Annotated in this window: 18 protein-coding genes and 1 pseudogene; 1 reads left to right on the plus strand and 18 read right to left on the minus strand. The window is 27.5% G+C overall.

Annotated elements, in window-relative coordinates:
* Positions 1 to 59: 59 nt before the first annotated feature.
* The 12 genes from ACWPW7_RS15915 to ACWPW7_RS15970 all read right to left on the minus strand — a co-directional run bounded on the left by ACWPW7_RS15915 (position 60) and on the right by ACWPW7_RS15970 (position 7,490).
* Entirely contained in the window at positions 60 to 956 is an 897-nt protein-coding gene (locus ACWPW7_RS15915; RefSeq protein WP_454054307.1) for a GNAT family N-acetyltransferase, read from the minus strand.
* A gap of 91 nt (positions 957 to 1,047) precedes the next feature.
* The gene (locus ACWPW7_RS15920; protein WP_454054308.1) at positions 1,048 to 1,908 is read right to left on the minus strand and encodes an alpha/beta fold hydrolase; all 861 of its coding nucleotides are present in this window, start codon (positions 1,906 to 1,908) and stop codon (positions 1,048 to 1,050) included.
* 48 nt (positions 1,909 to 1,956) lie between these two features.
* On the minus strand, positions 1,957 to 2,478 hold the full coding sequence (locus ACWPW7_RS15925) for a DNA topology modulation protein (RefSeq protein WP_454054309.1): 522 nt from the start codon (positions 2,476 to 2,478) through the stop codon (positions 1,957 to 1,959).
* An 85-nt stretch (positions 2,479 to 2,563) separates the two neighbouring features.
* On the minus strand, positions 2,564 to 3,187 hold the full coding sequence (locus ACWPW7_RS15930; protein ID WP_454054310.1) for a GNAT family N-acetyltransferase: 624 nt from the start codon (positions 3,185 to 3,187) through the stop codon (positions 2,564 to 2,566).
* Positions 3,154 to 3,591: a GNAT family N-acetyltransferase gene (locus tag ACWPW7_RS15935; RefSeq protein ID WP_454054311.1), complete on the minus strand. Its 438-nt coding sequence runs from the start codon at positions 3,589 to 3,591 to the stop codon at positions 3,154 to 3,156. The genes ACWPW7_RS15930 and ACWPW7_RS15935 overlap by 34 nt, the downstream gene beginning before the upstream one ends.
* A 120-nt stretch (positions 3,592 to 3,711) precedes the next feature.
* Positions 3,712 to 4,317: a GNAT family N-acetyltransferase gene (locus ACWPW7_RS15940; protein WP_454054312.1), complete on the minus strand. Its 606-nt coding sequence runs from the start codon at positions 4,315 to 4,317 to the stop codon at positions 3,712 to 3,714.
* Between the two features lie 15 nt (positions 4,318 to 4,332).
* Positions 4,333 to 4,785: a GNAT family N-acetyltransferase gene (locus tag ACWPW7_RS15945; protein WP_454054313.1), complete on the minus strand. Its 453-nt coding sequence runs from the start codon at positions 4,783 to 4,785 to the stop codon at positions 4,333 to 4,335.
* A 26-nt stretch (positions 4,786 to 4,811) separates the two neighbouring features.
* Complete coding sequence (locus tag ACWPW7_RS15950; protein WP_454055525.1) at positions 4,812 to 5,090, minus strand: GNAT family N-acetyltransferase; 279 nt, start codon at positions 5,088 to 5,090, stop codon at positions 4,812 to 4,814.
* Positions 5,057 to 5,590 carry a hypothetical protein gene (locus ACWPW7_RS15955; protein WP_454054314.1) on the minus strand — a complete coding sequence of 178 codons (534 nt, stop codon included), beginning with the start codon at positions 5,588 to 5,590 and terminating at the stop codon, positions 5,057 to 5,059. The genes ACWPW7_RS15950 and ACWPW7_RS15955 overlap by 34 nt, the downstream gene beginning before the upstream one ends.
* A 78-nt stretch (positions 5,591 to 5,668) precedes the next feature.
* Positions 5,669 to 5,791 (minus strand): hypothetical protein, encoded by a 123-nt coding sequence (locus tag ACWPW7_RS15960; protein ID WP_454054315.1) that lies wholly within the window; start codon positions 5,789 to 5,791, stop codon positions 5,669 to 5,671.
* Between the two features lie 163 nt (positions 5,792 to 5,954).
* Positions 5,955 to 6,446 (minus strand): GNAT family N-acetyltransferase, encoded by a 492-nt coding sequence (locus tag ACWPW7_RS15965; RefSeq protein WP_454054316.1) that lies wholly within the window; start codon positions 6,444 to 6,446, stop codon positions 5,955 to 5,957.
* Between the two features lie 561 nt (positions 6,447 to 7,007).
* The gene (locus ACWPW7_RS15970) at positions 7,008 to 7,490 is read right to left on the minus strand and encodes a hypothetical protein (protein WP_454054317.1); all 483 of its coding nucleotides are present in this window, start codon (positions 7,488 to 7,490) and stop codon (positions 7,008 to 7,010) included.
* Positions 7,491 to 7,652: 162 nt separating this feature from the next.
* Here ACWPW7_RS15970 and ACWPW7_RS15975 point away from each other — a divergent pair, with 162 nt between their 5' ends.
* Positions 7,653 to 8,819: a metallophosphoesterase gene (locus ACWPW7_RS15975; protein WP_454054318.1), complete on the plus strand. Its 1,167-nt coding sequence runs from the start codon at positions 7,653 to 7,655 to the stop codon at positions 8,817 to 8,819.
* Positions 8,820 to 11,709: 2,890 nt separating this feature from the next.
* Here ACWPW7_RS15975 and ACWPW7_RS15980 read toward each other — a convergent pair.
* The 6 genes and pseudogenes from ACWPW7_RS15980 to ACWPW7_RS16005 all read right to left on the minus strand — a co-directional run.
* A pseudogene (locus tag ACWPW7_RS15980) lies at positions 11,710 to 12,642 on the minus strand (GH25 family lysozyme); the annotation flags it as partial.
* Positions 12,643 to 12,715: 73 nt separating this feature from the next.
* Positions 12,716 to 13,501, minus strand: coding sequence for a flavodoxin family protein (locus ACWPW7_RS15985; RefSeq protein WP_454054319.1), 786 nt, complete (start codon positions 13,499 to 13,501; stop codon positions 12,716 to 12,718).
* A 416-nt stretch (positions 13,502 to 13,917) separates the two neighbouring features.
* On the minus strand, positions 13,918 to 14,892 hold the full coding sequence (locus ACWPW7_RS15990) for an IS3 family transposase (protein WP_454055526.1): 975 nt from the start codon (positions 14,890 to 14,892) through the stop codon (positions 13,918 to 13,920).
* Positions 14,856 to 15,158: a transposase gene (locus ACWPW7_RS15995; RefSeq protein WP_454054320.1), complete on the minus strand. Its 303-nt coding sequence runs from the start codon at positions 15,156 to 15,158 to the stop codon at positions 14,856 to 14,858. Before ACWPW7_RS15995 ends, ACWPW7_RS15990 begins: the two co-directional genes overlap by 37 nt.
* Before the next feature lie 323 nt (positions 15,159 to 15,481).
* Positions 15,482 to 15,934: an SRPBCC family protein gene (locus ACWPW7_RS16000; RefSeq protein ID WP_039630039.1), complete on the minus strand. Its 453-nt coding sequence runs from the start codon at positions 15,932 to 15,934 to the stop codon at positions 15,482 to 15,484.
* Between the two features lie 314 nt (positions 15,935 to 16,248).
* Positions 16,249 to 17,655, minus strand: coding sequence for a PdaC/SigV domain-containing protein (locus ACWPW7_RS16005; protein WP_454054321.1), 1,407 nt, complete (start codon positions 17,653 to 17,655; stop codon positions 16,249 to 16,251).
* Positions 17,656 to 17,698: the final 43 nt, after the last annotated feature.

Consider the following 17,698-nt stretch of genomic DNA (forward strand, 5'->3'; position numbering starts at 1 on the left):
AATACATATTTAGCTCTTTTTACTGAGTCTTAAAAAAACATCCTTAATCCACTAATTATTTACCTTATATCATAGTTATAGCAAATTACTACCTCATCCTTATAAAAGCCTTCTTTAAAATATAAACTTAAAGCCTTATCATTTTCTCCATTCACACTGAGCATTCCCCTATCTATACCGAGAGTTTTTCCATGGTGTAGAGCTGTTCTTAGAAGGTTTTTTCCAAGAGCTTTCCCTTGATATTCAGGTTTTACTGCTAAAGAATGTATAAATGCATATTCTATGCCATCTTCAATCTCACTTGACACACCCACTATTCCAACAGGCTCATCATGGCTATATAGAATTTTCATACCTCCTGGTAATAGCCCTCTATCATATTGCATTTCACTTATCATTTCAGGAGTTCTAGGTGTTTCACTGCCTTTAAGTTTTGCAAAGCCTGCATTCCTAACTTCACACCAATGCTCCTCATCTCTATTAAATTCAAAGGTTTTTAAATTAAATCCTTCTGGAAATATTGTTTCTCCTATAGGTCCTACATCCCTTTTAAGTAAAAAGGAATATCTTTGAATGCAAAAATTCAAACTATTAAGAATATTTATAATCTCTTTCTCTTCTTCTTTAACAAAAACAAATATCTTATTTATTTCTTCTGTATGTTTTAATATTTCTCTTAGCATTTCTCTATAATATTCTAAATTATTTGTTATGCTATGAAATATTCTAAACCTACCCTTTTTACATTTTTTATTATATTCATCAATAATAAGAGAAGCCACTCCAATAATATTCTCATCCTTATCTATTAAAAGATAGGTTGGATTTTCTTCACCAAGTTTAAACCTTTCTAAATCCTCATCGTATAAAAAGCTATCGTCTACTTCTTTTCTATGACTCTTACAATAGTTTATGAAATCTACTATTCTTTCTTGTGATAAATTCTCAATTTTCATTTTATACCATCCTTTATTGATAATATGCCTTTTAATCTACTGCTTCTCTAATATATAATCTAAATAACCATATATATACTCTTAATAATGGCTACAATACTTTATCAATAGTTTCTAAAATTATCTCTGGATAATTACTGTAAATATTATGACTTGAACCTTTAGCAAATATTAATTCTGCTTTTGATGAATAATTTAGTTTTTCTCTATTCAACTCTTGAATCAAATCCTCCAAAGCTCTTGCTTCAACTTCTGGTATTCCAACCTTTATTAATTTATTTATTTCTATCTGTCCATCTCTTACTATTGATTTTATTGGCATATTTTTTAACATTTCTATAGACAGCTTCTCTATCTCTATCCCACTGTCTATCATATTTTCGAGTTCAGAACTTTGAGCTCTGTGAAACTTAGAACTAATTAAAGCTTTTCCTATATTTTCTTGAATTTCTTCCGTAAATCCACTATTATATTCCAAAACACTTAGATTAATTTCTTTTTTTAGTTCCTCCTCATTGATATTACCTAGCTTCTTTAATCTTTCTATTGCCTTAATTGTAAGATATTTTTCTTGTATGGATTGGAGTTGTCTTTTTAAATCTTCTATTTTATACATTTCTACTGGAGATGAATCCACCAAAACTAAAGACTTCACCATTTCTGGATATAATTTTGCAAAGTGCAGCACACACATTCCTCCAAAGGAATGCCCTACTAATATTACTGGTTCATTGATACCTTTTTTTGAGAGCAATAATTTTAAATTTTCGGCTACTCTTCTTGTTGTAAATTTCTCTTTTGCCATTGAACTATTTCCATAGCCCTCTCTATGATATAAAATTACTCTTGCTTTCTTAGAAACTTCTTTTGCTATACTATACCAATCATAAAATAGAGATCCAAGCCCTGTTTCAATCACTACAACTTGTTCACCTATACCTTGAGTAGACACTTCTAATATTGTGTCTCCTTTATTTATTATTATTTTTTAAAATATAATCTATATATTTCTTCTTTTCTTTACTTGATTAATAAAAAACTCTATATCTTTTTTATTCTTTAAATAATAGACTTCTTTTCCCTCTGATTTTTCTTCTATTTCTTTTAATATAATAGGTTTACTATCTTTATGGAAATTCCATATCCATTTTATAAATTCCCAGTCTATTTTCTCGTTACATCCTACTGTCAAATCACTTCTTGTTTTGCTACTATATTGAAATCTTCTCTTAACTACGCTATATAGACATTTACTCCTTGGCACATCAATAAAAATTATTGTATCACCAGTACTAAGCCTTATATCTAAAACTCCACTATAATTTCCATCCATAATCCAAGACTCTTTTTCAGCATAGCTTTTAACTCTCTCTTCAAATTCTTCACTAGGAACCTTAACCCATCCTGGCGCCCAAAATAGAGTATCTAAATGAATTACCTCTATGCCAGTTATTTCTCCTATGCTCTTAGCTAATGTTGACTTTCCTGAGCCTGGTGAACCTAAAATCATTATCCGTTTCATATTCATAACCCCTAAGTTTAATAAGTATAAATTTAATTACTCCTGCTTGATCTTTATTTTAGATGCTTTTATCTTTTGTTTATCTTTAGCATAGTTCAAGCTTTTCATCTATCTCATCAAACTCTCCGCTAGTCATTCCATAGATTACTTCATCATAATAGTTTCCATTAGTATATACCATTCTTCTAATTACCCCTTCTTTTTTAAATCCTAAGGCTTCATGGAGCTTCATTGATCTTTCATTGAAGGAGTACACATAAACAGTAGCCTTTTGATATCTTAATTCTCTAAAATAATATCTTAGTATTATTTTTATAGCTTCCTTTGCATATCCTTTTCCCCAGTATTCTCTTGATATACCTAATCCATATCCAAAGGTTCCTATTCTACTATTACAATTTATAGTATTTATATTTCCTACTGCTATTCCATCACTATTTTCTATAATCCATGTAAATTCATCATTTTCTGGTGCTGCTTTTGACTTTTTCTCAACCATATCATTCATTGCTTCACAGTTTCTTGGAAAATGTATTTCATCACAGTATCTATCAGCTTCACAATCGTAATCATAGAACCATTTATAATAATTTTCTGCATCTTTTAATTCTACTGCTCTAAGTCCAATTTTTTCACCTTTCCAAAAATTATAGCTCATAATATCTTCTCCTTTAACTATAACTGTATCTCCATAACCACCTCTCCCCAAGCTATTTCTCCAGTTTTTCTAAATCCTATACTTTCATATAATTTGTCAGCAACAGCATTTTCTGGTTCAAAGCTAGTATAAAGTTTTATATTTCCCTTTTCTTTTTTTAATAAATCAATTAGTAATCCTATAGCCTTTCTACCATATCCTTTACCTTGATATTGCTTGTCCGTCATTAGTCTGCACATCCACCAATTGTTAGTATCATTATCAAAGCTATACATTAAAAATCCCACCATGGTTTCTCCATCATATATACCCATTGGATAACAATAATCCTCATATTTAGATTCCAATAATGAATAGGAATTTGAAGCTACAAATTTTCTTTGGTTCTCCTCTACTTGAAGTTCAATGCACTTTTCCCAGTTGTCTCTATTAATTTCTTTTAAAATAACTTCCATTCTTATCTCTCCTTAATATATCTCCTGTACCTGCTTGTACAGAAGTTGATTTTAATTATTTTATAACCTACATATAAATAATATGTCTTTAATCTTTCATTTAATTTACATCTCTATAAATTACAATAAATTTTTCAAATCCTCATCATAATTTATATATAATTGTTTAAATTCCTCTTCTAAAATACTCATTATAATTTCATTATGATATTTATGATTAAAATACAAACTATCTCTTTTAATTCCTTCTTTTACAAATCCTAATTTCTTATAAACACGGATTGCCCTTTCATTAAATTCAAACACACTTAATTCAATTCTATGAAGATTAAACATTCCAAAACCATAATTTAGTGCTAAAATCATAGCTTCACTTCCATATCCTTTATTAAAATCTTCTTTTTTATTAATAGCTATCCTTATATTAGCACTTCTATCTTTTACACTTACCTCATTAATAACAACTTCACCAACAATTTTGTTAGAATTTTTAGAAAATATTAAAAAGTCTGCTCGATTGCTATCATTTTCAATTGTATTTAAGAAACCTTCTAAATTAGATTTCGTATACAACTCCTTTGTTCCAGTAAAAACACTTGATTCAATGCTGGCATTCTTAAAACATTCACAGTATTCCTCAAGATATTCGCTTCCTAACTTTTTTAAATAGACCAAGTTCCCACTTAACTCTAAAAAATTTATTATTTCTAATTTACATATTCCCATATTTTACCCCTCTTTTTATTCAATTTCTAATTTATAAAAAATCTCATCATCCGCTTCGAATCCAGTAATAAACTGCTTAAAGCCTAAACCAGAGTAAAGCTTTCCTGCTGATCTACTCTCTGGATGAAAACTTAAGCAAATCCTATCACATCTAGTTTCTTCTTTAATTTTTTCTATTAATTTTTCTAGTGCATATTTACCGTAACCTTGTCCTTGATATTTTTCATCAATCATATATCGAATCAACCATATTTCTTTATCCCTCTCGTCTTCTGGACCATACATAGAAAATCCAATAATATCTTCATCTTTATATATACCTAGAGTTGTCCACTTAGGATAAAATTTAGATTCTGCAATTGAAATCAAGTTAGAATGAGGTAAATATGCCTCTTGCTCCTTAGCTATCTTTAGAGCAATAGCTTCTCTCCAATTATCTGCTGCAATATTTTTAAAATATATATTCAATATATTATCCCTGTTTCCTATTATTTTTAAATGAACTTTACCTTTAGTAAACGAGTCTTTGTTACAAAACCACAACTTTCTAAGGTCTTTTTAGAATTGATGTTATAATACCAACAACCACATATAGGAATTTCTCCATTCTCATAACATAATTTTTTTAGCTTAGTTATTATGGCTTTACCTATGCCTTTTTTTCTATATGCTACAATTGTGAACATTCCTATGCTTGTGTAGCCCTGTAATACTTGTCCTCTTTCAGTTATACCAAAGCCTAAAACCTCTTCTCCTTCAGTAAAGATAAATATTTCTTTCTCCGCATCTTGCTTAGGAACGTCCTCAAAAAATCTCCACTGATTCCCTTTATTATTTCTATGTCTTCACTTTCTGCTAATCTTAAAACTCCACCATCATATGGTTTCACTGGTTCAGGATTCTCTTTATTATCTTGAAAAAAGTATGCTTGATTTTTTATCTCCTTATTTTTTACATCACAAATGCAGCTCAAAAATAATTCATCTGCGGCACATACATAAGCTCCTTCTATTGAAAATTTATCAAGTATATAACTAAAAACTTCTTGCGCATATTTTAAATATTTAAATTTCACATAAAATTGAGTTAGTAGCTTTTTTTCAAAAATTGAGAAATAGCCTATATCTACTGAATCTTTAACTATTTTATAAAAATCTGATGCTATTATATGGTCTTCTAAAAAGGAATCAAAGGGCGATGACAATGTCTTTATATATTCCGCCATTAATTCTGAAATCTTTTCAATGGTTGTAGATTCAAATTTAAAATTCATATAATACTCTCCTTTAATTTAGTTTTATAGTAATTTGAAACTTCATCTGAAATTAAAAATTAACTTTATGCCTCTCAGCTATATTCCAATTAAAGCTATAAGTCCTGTAGCTACTGTTTCACCCCAGCCTAAATAATCATGTCCTAATGGAAAATTTTCATAAGCTATACTATATCCCTTATTTAGTAAAACATCTCGCATACTATTTATCACTTCCATCATTATAGGTTCGTCATCATAGGTAGTACCTATTCTTTTTACACCTAACCAAAACTCTTCAATTGCACTATAATTTTCTTTTTCTATTTCTCTAACAGAGTCCTTAATTTACAAATTTTAAAACTCCTCATACTCATAATAATTTTCACCTTACCTTAGAATATAGTAGATTATTATAATATTCTCCCTGAAATTCTAAAACTTTTCTCAATAGTCCTTCTTTAAGAAAACCATTTTTAATTGCAACCTTTTCACTAGCCTTATTTCTTGGGTCCATCCTTATTTCAAGCCTAACTAATTTTAGTTCTTCAAGGGCTATTTTCTCCAGCTTAGCTACGACTTCTGATGCAATTCCTTTATTAAAATAATTTGTATCTATGAAATATCCTAGTTCTCCTATATGTGGTGCCTCTCGAAATATTTTAATGTTACACCCTCCCACTAAAATTCCTCTATAAATTATAGAATAATTATACTCGAGATTATTCTTTCTTTTGTACTCTCTTCTTTTAATCCATTTAATTTCTTCTTCAACATCCTCTGGAATAGCTGCATGATAAAATTCGTACTTTCCATCTTTTAAAATTCTTAAATATTCTTCTGCCTCTTCTATTTGAGGATAACGAAGTTCAATCATTTTTCTCACCTCTTCATACATTCTCTTATTGCTTGCCTTATCAATTAATATTTTTATAATTGATGGCTGATATTTTACTTAAAATCTATATAAAAAATAAATAGCTATATCCATTCCTCCTTAGAAATAGATATAGCTATTTTATTTATGCATATAAAAAGTCCTAGGAATACCCTAGGACTTAATCACAAACATAAAACCTTAAATTGCTTTTAAAAACCTATATTGAGGTAGGGTATAATTTGTATTTCTATTAAGTTTAGCTTCATGTAAATTATTATTACTTAACATTTTCCTACCTCCTTTTTATTGGTTATATTCCTATTATAGTTTTTAATTGTATTATTTGTCAACTATTATTTAATTAATCAATCATATAAATTTGATGCTTAAATATGAAATAATGAATTTTTATGAAGTATATATATTTTCATTACCTTACTTATATTTCAACATATTGGGTAATTATTGCAATTACTTTTCTTATAATAATCATAAATTTAATTTATACACTATTTTAATTTCCATAAAAAAAGCTGACAGATTTTATTCTGTCAGCTTTTAGTCTATAAATATTTCCCAATCTCCACATTCACATTGTATTATATATAAAGTTTTTGAATCAAAGTCGCCTTCTCCAAAATCTTTATCTAAATCTTTTTCGTCTTCTATATATCTATATCCAATATTAAACTTTTCCTCATAATCCTCTTCATCTTCTTCATCATATTCTTCCACATAATCATACTCATAGCCTTCTTCTCCACTTTTATAATATAAAAGCTCTTCATAAGTAGTGCTATCTGTTTTTATATCAAAATTTTCTAATTTGTACACAGTAGACTTATTATCTTCACAACAATTATTTCGTGAAAGTTTTTTCACTTCAGCATATTCATTTTCAGCTCCAAATTGAACTACTTCTAATATTTCCTCTTCACTCATTGATAATTTTACTTTGTGCTCATAATCAGAGAACCCCTTAAATTTATTTACAGGTAACTTTATTCTCTCATCTTCTGTTTCTAAAATTAAATATTCCAAGTACATCACTCCATTTAACTTTTTGTATAGTTATTTTAACATATTTTTTATCATTTATACATTTATTTGAATTATCTAATAAATTTATATATAAATACATTTATTTACCTAAAATAGCTAATAATAACCTAATAAGATAACTGAAAAAAAGGAGGAAAAATTATGGATATGACAGTATTTCTTAAAAATATATTTTCAGTGATTTTACTTGCATTAGTTTTCATTATGATAAATTATTATATAAGTAAAAAAATATATACATCTATCAGTCATTATTTTTCTTCCTTAAGTGAGAGAATTTTTTATTATATCTTTTGGACTATTGCTCTTTGTTATGTTATTGCTACCTTTGGTAAAAGTATTTTACCCTATTATTTATTTTTGCCACTATTAACTATAGGATGCTTTTATTTAGGTGTTCTTTATTATTTAATATTATTCCTTCCCATCTTTGCATTAATAAAATTTATATATAAAAAATTTGCTCCTAAATCTGAAAGATTAAGGGGATTCTTAAGAACAATATATCTTAATGGTGTATTTGTTTTTATTATAATAGGTATTATTATTTCTCTTGGCTATTTTAATAGCCGTACTATAAAAACCACTATTTATAATATAGATATTTCAAAACCATCTGAGCTTAATACCTTAAAAGTAGTCTTCCTTTCAGATGTACATTTAGGTGTAGGAATTAATGATAAAGATTTTTTTAAACTTATAGATAAAATAAATAAAGAAGATGTAGATTTAGTTTTGCTAGGAGGAGATTTTTTTGATGAATCCACGCCTAAAGAATACATAATAAAAATGAAGGAAGGATTAGCAAATATCAAAAGTAAATATGGCGTTTATGGTATTATAGGCAATCATGAATATCAATATGGAACCATGGAAGAAATTAAATCTAGCTATGAAACTATAAATTTATTAATTGATGAATATATAAAAATAGAAGACATTTACATAGTTGGCAGAAATGATTTTTCATCTACGGATATAAATTACTTAAGAAAAGACTTATCTAATGTAATTTCTAATATAGACAAGAGTAAACCAATTATATTATTGGATCATAAACCGCTAGACAGTGATTTGAATATAAAAAACAATATCGATTTACAGCTTTCTGGTCATACTCATAATGGTCAATTTTTTATTAATCAGGTACTAGTAGACTTAATGTATCCTTATAGATATGGTCTTCATAAAATTGATGATTTTAATTTAGTTGTGTCTTCTGGCTATGGTACTTGGGGTCCGCCTATAAGAGTAGCTTCAAATAGTGAGTTTGTAATAATTAATATTACCTTCAAGAATAAATCATAATTAACATTTCTTAAATTCATATTAAAAATGAGGAGGGAAAGCATTATATTGATCTTTAATCAATGAAATATCTAAAAATTATTTATGTATTTTTTTATAATTATTTATATACTAAAAAAATACCCTGATTATCAGGGTACTTCTTTAGTTATCTTTTATGCTTTTTATGATATTTTTTCTTTTTCTTTTTGTCATTATCTTTACGATGATTATTTTCATACCAATGCTTGTAATGAATACCATCCCAATCTTCTAACATTTTTTTATCCTCTTTTAAATATTGATAGTGATATTCATCTTTAAAGTCCCTATATTCTTTTCTACTATTACGTTCTATATCATCTTCACTCTCATTTTTTGCACAATATTCTCTCTCATCTTTACTTTCATTTTCCATGCTGGGTTCTGTCTTATGCTCACCTAAATCTTCCTCAAAATATTCAATTGCATCCCCATTTTTGCTTTCCCTATATTCTTCTTCTATTTCATTTTCATCTTTATCTTTATTTTCTGCATCTTCTTCTCTCTTTTTATTTTCATCTTTATTTTCTATGCATTCTTCTTCTCTTTTACATTCATCTTCATTTTCTGTACATTCTTCTCTTTTATATTCATCTTCATTTTCTGTACATTCTTCTTCTCTTTTATATTCATCTTCATTTTCTGTAGGTTCTTCTTCTCCTCTATATTCATCTTCATTTTCTGTGTATTTTTCTTCCATTTTATATTCATCTTCATTTTTAGTATCATTTTCTATTTCATTTTCACTTTCATATTCTATATCATAATTATATTCACCATCTATATGTCTTTCATATTCAGTATAATCTTCCTCATTATAATTATATAGAGCATAAAGATTAATCCTATTTTCAGTAATGTCCTCTTCTTGTATTTTTTTATCTACATAATTATCTAAGATATTATCTTCAAATATTTCTTCATTATTTTTTTTGCTATACTGTATTATGTGTTCACTGTTATAGTTATCATAAAACTCTTCATCTCTATAATCATTTATCTCATAATCCCCAAAATCATCATCATAGTAACCTCGTGCAAATTCAAATTCTTCACCATAGTCCATTGTAGTTATATTAGACACTTTAATATCAGGCTTCATTTTATATTCAAAGCTATCAAATTTATCTGTAATTATATTAGATACCTGGATGTTAGGCTCCACTTCATATTCAAAATCATAAAAATCATTTACAGTTATATTTGATACCTGTATATTAGGTCCCATTTCATATTCAAAGTCGTAAAATTCATTTGTAGTTATATTGGACACCTGTATATTAGGCTCCATTTCATATTCAAAGTCGTAAAATCCATTTGTAGTTATATTGGATACCTGTATATTAGGCTCCATTTCATATTCAAAGTCATCAAATTCATTTCTAGTTATATTGGATACCTGTATATTAGGCTCCATTTCATATTCAAAGTCATCAAATTCATTTCTAGTTATATTAGATACCTGTATATTAGGCTCCATTTCATATTCAAAGTCATCAAATTCATTTCTAGTTATATTAGATATCTGTATATTAGGCTCCATTTTATATTCAAAGTCATCAAATTCATTTGTAGTTATATTAGATACCTGTATATTAGGCTCCATTTCATATTCAAAGTCATCAAATTCATTTCTAGTTATATTAGATACCTGTATATTAGGCTCCATTTTATATTCAAAGTCATCAAATTCATTTGTAGTTATATTAGATACCTGTATATTAGGCTCCATTTTATATTCAAAGTCATCAAATTCATTTGTAGTTATATTAGATACCTGTATATTAGGCTCCATTTCATATTCAAAGTCATCAAATTCATTTCTAGTTATATTAGATACCTGTATATTAGGCCCCATTCCATATTCAAAGTCATCAAATTCATTTGTAGTTATATTAGATACCTGTATATTAGGCTCCATTTTATATTCAAAGTCATCAAATTCATTTGTAGTTATATTAGATACCTGTATATTAGGCTCCATTTCATATTCAAAGTCATCAAATTCATTTCTAGTTATATTAGATACCTGTATATTAGGCTTCATTTTATATTCAAAGTCATCAAATTCGTTTGTATTTATATTGGATACCTGTATGTTAGGCTCGCTTTCATACTCAAAGTCATCAAATTCATTTTCTTCTTCTTCCAAAGTATATTTAAATACAGGAGAATACTGTATTTTATTTTCAGCTCTTTTTTCCATATATCTCTGTGGATGTACTACTTTAACAGGATAATAATAAAGGTCATCATTTTCATCATAATATATCTCATATTTGCTTCTATAACAATTATTATAAGCTTTTTCATCACTGTAATCCTGATGGTCTTCGTAAACTTTATCTAATTTATTATATTCTATATTATAAGAATCATCATTTTCTGCATCTTGATAGTAATTATCATAACATTTACTAGAATTTTGAAATCTCATATCTTTTTTATTGAAATCTTCAAGTTTCATATAACTCCTATAATAATTATACGCTCTATCACAATCATCAGATTTTATGTCCTTTTTATAATCACTATAACCTTCATCGTAACTTATAGGCTTTATATCTTTTTTATAACTATTTTGTTCTTTATCATAGTTAAATTCCATATGTTTTTTGTAACAACTGCAATCTTTACTATCCTCTTTACGGTTCGCATCTTTTTTATATTCATTATGCTTTTTATCGTAATTTTCAACCTCTATATCTTTTTTATAACCACTATATTCTTTCTTATGATCCTCAGGATATTTATCATTTTCCATAGAATCTTGTTGATTATAATCCTCTGAAAGACATTTGGACTCTTCTTTTTCCTGTCTTGCACCACTATGATCACTTTCTATGTCATCATAAGCTTGCCTAAGCATTACTATAGTTTTTGTTCTGTTTTGAGAAAAATCACCAGTTACATCGAAAGCTTCAATTCCAACTTCATATCTAGCATTTTTATTTGGATACCAAAGTCTTATAGTATGACTGGTAACATTTTTTCCTACAGTACCTACATATTCAGCGCCTAAGAATATATTATATCCATTTAAGTCTACATCAGTATTTCTGTCCCAAGATAAATAGATGTTTTTGTCATCACCATAAGCTTTTAAGTTTCTAACATCTCTAGGTGGTGTTAAGTAATCTAGATTAGTAGGACCATAATTTAAATCTACTGGAGGATTTATACCTGGCATGGTTCCATTTTCAGTAAATTGCCATATTGTCCACCTAGTCCATCCTCCTGCATCTCTTGGATAAGGCGGATTACCTGGAATTTCTGGGTACATTGCAATCCAAAGAGGCATATCAGATAATATATAACCTTTTCTTGAATGATAAAAATTGTTATAAAGATCAATAAAAAAAGAACCAGTATAAAGCATTAATATTCTTCTAGTTTTTCTTTCAAATCTTTTTCTAAATCTATCTACCCAATCTAATAGTGCATCAGTAGAAATTGATTTGTCTATTGGCGCTTCTACATCTACTACTGGAAACATATCACCATATCTTCCTGGGCCATATGCATCTTGGAGTATTCTAATAAAATCATCACATTGTGAATCAGCAGTACTTAAATCATAGGAAGGTACCGCATAATGATATGCACCGCTTAATATTCCTACTGATCTAAGCCCTCTAACATACTCAAAAAATCTTCTATCAACTCTAAATCTTCCTGTTCCTGAACCAGACGCACGTACATAACAATATGGTGTTCTAGTTGCTAATAATGTATAATCTACATCACCTCTATATTCATTTATATCAGGACCTATGATATTATTAGGACTTTTATCTTGCATAGATTCCTCCATATATAAAGTAATTCACTTATATAATATTACAAAATGGAAATTTTTGTTACATATAATTATTTTAATTATATGTTCTATTTTGACTTAATACCTTATTTTCTTCATCATATTGAATATTATTAATGGGCTTTACTTTCTTTGAAAAAGAATTATAAAAAGTTTTGCTTATTATTTTTTTAAAAATGTTTACTTTGCAATTAAAATAATAATCTCCATTGTAATTTTTCTCTTTCCAATAAATTTTATCTAATGGAAGGACTTTATTAGCTAAAGCTCGTTGAACTTGATAATTTATTAGCACATCCATTGTAGGTTTATATTTTCTACTTGAACTATTAAGAAGTTCTTTGAAATTCTTTAATTCATCATCTTTTACTTCATTGTTTATATTTTTTATATTTCTAGTTATACTGCCTGCTGGAATAGCACCCCAAGCAATGACAGTTTTTTTCATTAGTTTTATAGTAGCCCTTAATCCAGATGAAGCAGTAGTAGCTGCTGTTAATATGGGTATTTTAACTAGTTCTGGTCTGTGAAACCATTTTGAAGTTCTATCAATAAAAACCTTTAATTTTCCTGTTATAGAGGACATATAAACTGGTGAGCTTAAAATAATTCCATCACAACTTAATAATTTATTTATTATTATCTCTGTATCATCTTTTATATGACATTTATCTTTTGTTATGCAATTAAAACATCCTCTACATTCACTTATGCTATAATCAAATAAATTAATTATTTCTACTTCCATTTCTTCTTTTAAAAGCTTCTCTTTTATATTTATTAACAAATTATAAGTATTTCCTTTTCTCTTGCTACTATTAATGGCAACTATTCTTTTCATAAAAATAACTCCTTTAATACTATTATAAATATATAAATTTAAACTGAACTATTAAATTAATTCACAATTGCGAATATTCCTCAGCAAAAGCTGAGAAATTTAAAATTATTTATTTTTGAAATGAGGCAATCACTTTTTCGCAGTAGAATTTAGTTGTATTATCTATCTTCATTATTTTAGTTAAATAAATAGTTCTTGTTCCAAAGCATACTGCACCTTAATAGAACCCTTATACAATTGAGAATTGACGATTAACAATAGAGAATTATTGATACTTCTCTTTTATAAGAGAAGTTCTAAATTTATTTCTTTTCAAAGTGACGCAGTCATTTTTATTGGAAAATCTATTTAAAGAAATTAATTTGTAAGAATTAATTTCCACCAAAATTGTCGGATTGGCCCCCTCAAATGGGACACTATATGCTAATTACTAGCTCATTCTTAAAGTTACAATTTTTTAGATTATAGAACTCATCAGGAGTTCTATAATCTATTGATGAATGAACTCGTATCGTATTATATCCATATACATATTTATCAATGATGGCTTCCGCCTCTTCTAAACTATTAAATATCTTACCAGCTAGGCACTCATCTTGAAGATATCTATGATATGACTCTATATGTGCATTATAGTTTGGGCTATGTACTGGGATCCTTTCATGAATCGTCTTTTCTTTTATACATAACTTTTCAAAGCCATGAGCTATAAACTGTGAACCATTGTCTGTACGGACAGTAAGTCCGTCGGCAGCATCTTTGATACCTCTGTTGTACAATGCCGTAAGCAATACTTCTTGTGCTGCCTCAGCATTAGCAGAAAGTGATAGCTTACATGCTATAATACTTCTATCAAAAACATCAATAATTGAAGCTAAATAGGCAACTTCACGTGTACCAGCAATATAGACATACTTCGTATCCATCTCCCAAAGTTGATTAGACTGTTTAACTAAGTGATTTTTGCAAATACGTTTATACCTAGTAACTGGTTCTTTAGATTTTTGTATCATCCCTAATACTGTCATTAACCTATGCACCTTTTTCTTGTTTATCCTTAAGCAATACTTTCGCTTAAGAACTGCCGTAACCTTCTTGTAGCCATAGTGTCGTCCATAGTCACAGGACTTTATTTCCATAATATACTTTTGTATCATTAAGTCACTTATTTTTACATTATCAATATTGTAGCTAAATCCAGGAATAATTCCTTCTTTCTTTTTAACTACTATATTTTCATGCTTTTTACTTTGTTTCCTTCGATAGTATGTAGACTTATTCAGTCCAAGTATTCTAAGAATACTTGATACTGGTGCTCCACATGCTATCCATTCCTCTGCATATTCATAATAATCTATTTCATTTTCTTTTTTTTTAACAAATCTCTCAATACTGCTATTTCTAGGTCTTTCTGTTTATTTTCTTCAACAAGTTTTTTATACTCTTTCTTATAATTCACAATTATATTTTCTTCTTTAGGTTCCTTTGGTTTCAATGTTTGTTGATATCTCCTATAATTCCCTTTCCACGTTGAAAGCAATTTAGGATTAATATCATATTTTGTAGCAACTAAAGCATTGCTTCCATACTCTAATGCCTCCTTAACAATTGCAACTCGTTCTTCTTCTGTAAATTTTCTTGTAAATTTTATGCTCATAGTTCTCCCCCTTAATCTTACTTTTTATTGTATGGTCATTTGAACGAAGTGTCCAACATCTTGAGGGGGCCTATGAGTTGTCAATTTTCCATTTTAAATTCTCCATTGATTAAGTTCCCCAGAGGTAGAAAAATTAGCAATATATTGCTAGTAAAAAATTAATTTTAACCATAATTGTGAATTTTACATTATAAATTGAAAATTAAAATATTTAAAGGTGTAACTATATTCAGTTATACATTAATTTTTAAGGTAGTTTATCTATATAATAGATATATTATATAGGCATAAAAAAATATGCAAGATATTTATCTTGCATATTTTTAAGATACACAGCAAACTAACTCATCCGTAAAATAATTTTGAAGTTTTTCTAAATGATTAAGATCATCTTCTTTAATTACCTCGAATATTTGCTCTGCTAAATCTTCTTGAAAATTATCAAAATTTACTTCTGCTAAATATTGAACTAAGGTTCCTTCATCTAACTTCTCAAAACTATATTTATATATAGTTTGCACTCCTCCTCTTTTACTCTTAATAGTAAATATTTTATTAGTAATAAAATCTATAATTTCTGCTGTAGATTGCAATTCAATATCATCACTTAGCATTATACTCCTAAGCTTGGTTCCCTCTCCTAGAGGTTCTTCAGATAATTTCTCCATATTTAAAATGTGATCCCATATTATTGAAAAAACCTTTAATTCCACAAATAAGTTAAATATGTCTTCTAATTTCTTTGGTATAACTATGGAATTTGAAAACTTGTACATTTCTTTCATCCCCTCCATCTAAAGTAAGTTTATTATATCACATTTTACATAATTTGTAAGCTACATATATAATCTATTTTTCTCTATTAACTCTTATAAAATATGATATCTCTTGTTTGAAAAATTTTTTTTACTATTAAAAGATACTTTTTGATAATATTTAGCTATTTATGTTGTATTTTTAATAAGAATGAGAAAGATAATTTTCATAATAAGTTTAATTATATCAAATTATGTTCAATAAATAATTACTTAAGCAATATTTTTTATCAAAATTTATATTTATATAAAAGAACGTGACAAGATCACGCTCTTTAATGTTCTATAAATTGTGGATTTATTTTATCACCAAATTTATAAAGTGGTATATAAAATTTTGGAGCTCCAAAATCCTTTGAAAGTATTTCCCCTGCTTCAAATAAAATTACTAAGTTTCCTCTATAAATGTAATATGGCTGTTCTGCTTTAATAGTTTTAAAGTTATAATTATATTTATACTCTGAACTTTTAATAATATTTTCAATTTGATTATTTATTTCTGTATTTATTAAAGTAACATAATCAGTACCTTTTTTAAAAACATCAGAAAGTTTATAATTCTCTCCAGTAATTAAATTAAAATTATAGCCTTTATTATAAAGTATATAATTAATTGTACTTCCATCATTTGCCGAATAAGTTATATCTATACTAATTAAATCTGGATTAACAAAATATTCATCTGAATAAACTGATGCACCCCATGTAACAGGCCTATTATATATATTTAGCTTCCCCTTACTTAATTCGGCTTTCTTTTTCACATCTTTAGTAAAATTGCTAATATCTTTGGTTATAATAGTATTTATTTGTTTTTCTATAATAGGATTATCTAAATTTTTAATTTGTGGATAGTATAAATATTCACTATAGTTTTCTCTCTTTTTAACAGATTGCTCTTTTTCAATACTAACATTATCACTTTTAATACTTACATCTTTTTTAAGTCCATGTTTGAATTTTGAATAGGGGATTTTAAACTCAGGAATACCTGCAACATACGGAGCAATATCATACAATGGATAATAAATCACTATTCCATCCTTAGTTAAATAAAAATTTTGATCATATGGAATTCCATGTAATGTATTTAATATATCCTTGAAATATTTATCTGGTTCCTTGGATATTTGATTCCTAACTTCATCTAAGATAACCTTTCTATAATTATCTTCTTCATAAAGGAAATCTTTTAAATATCCTGTTTTACCGGTATTTAAATCAAAATTATAAGCTATTTTTTCTGTGTTGCCATGAGCTCCACCTGTATAGTTATATAAAGTTACTACTACACTTAATACATTGCCTTGATTATACGTCACTTCATAATCTGATGTTACATTATATTTCATAAAAGGCTGATCTTTTTCTTTAGTATTAAAAAATTCCTTTGCCTCTTTTTCTGTAGAGTTTTTTAAATCCATAATGGGCTTTTCTATTTTATCATTCATAATTTTCTCTGTAACCTTGTTATTATAAGTTATCACTGGTATCTTTAAATCCACTTCTATGTAATCATTAGTATACTTTACTTCCTTAGGCTCCACTATAGCATTATAAGTAGGAGCACTAACTAATCTAGGTGGATTTATTTCCACTGTAGGTGGTTTATCCTTTGCTAATACAATGCTATTAATACTGAATATAAGACAAACTATTATACCAAATACTATTTTCTTCATATTATCACCTCTAGCTTTTTTTATTATTTTTCCCCTATTAATT

This window comes from Clostridium sp. Marseille-Q7071, from assembly GCF_965112025.1.

Excerpts from the sequence above, each read along its gene's own strand:
- ACWPW7_RS15915 (WP_454054307.1), bottom strand. The coding sequence starts at position 956 with ATGAAAATTGAGAATTTATCACAAGAAAGAATAGTAGATTTCATAAAC.
- ACWPW7_RS15925 (WP_454054309.1), bottom strand. The coding sequence starts at position 2,478 with ATGAAACGGATAATGATTTTAGGTTCACCAGGCTCAGGAAAGTCAACA.
- ACWPW7_RS15935 (WP_454054311.1), bottom strand. The coding sequence starts at position 3,591 with ATGGAAGTTATTTTAAAAGAAATTAATAGAGACAACTGGGAAAAGTGC.
- ACWPW7_RS15940 (WP_454054312.1), bottom strand. The coding sequence starts at position 4,317 with ATGGGAATATGTAAATTAGAAATAATAAATTTTTTAGAGTTAAGTGGG.
- ACWPW7_RS15955 (WP_454054314.1), bottom strand. The coding sequence starts at position 5,590 with ATGAATTTTAAATTTGAATCTACAACCATTGAAAAGATTTCAGAATTA.
- ACWPW7_RS15960 (WP_454054315.1), bottom strand. The coding sequence starts at position 5,791 with ATGCGAGATGTTTTACTAAATAAGGGATATAGTATAGCTTATGAAAAT.
- ACWPW7_RS15965 (WP_454054316.1), bottom strand. The coding sequence starts at position 6,446 with ATGATTGAACTTCGTTATCCTCAAATAGAAGAGGCAGAAGAATATTTA.
- ACWPW7_RS15975 (WP_454054318.1), top strand. The coding sequence starts at position 7,653 with ATGGATATGACAGTATTTCTTAAAAATATATTTTCAGTGATTTTACTT.
- ACWPW7_RS15985 (WP_454054319.1), bottom strand. The coding sequence starts at position 13,501 with ATGAAAAGAATAGTTGCCATTAATAGTAGCAAGAGAAAAGGAAATACT.
- ACWPW7_RS15995 (WP_454054320.1), bottom strand. The coding sequence starts at position 15,158 with ATGAGCATAAAATTTACAAGAAAATTTACAGAAGAAGAACGAGTTGCA.
- ACWPW7_RS16000 (WP_039630039.1), bottom strand. The coding sequence starts at position 15,934 with ATGTACAAGTTTTCAAATTCCATAGTTATACCAAAGAAATTAGAAGAC.
- ACWPW7_RS16005 (WP_454054321.1), bottom strand. The coding sequence starts at position 17,655 with ATGAAGAAAATAGTATTTGGTATAATAGTTTGTCTTATATTCAGTATT.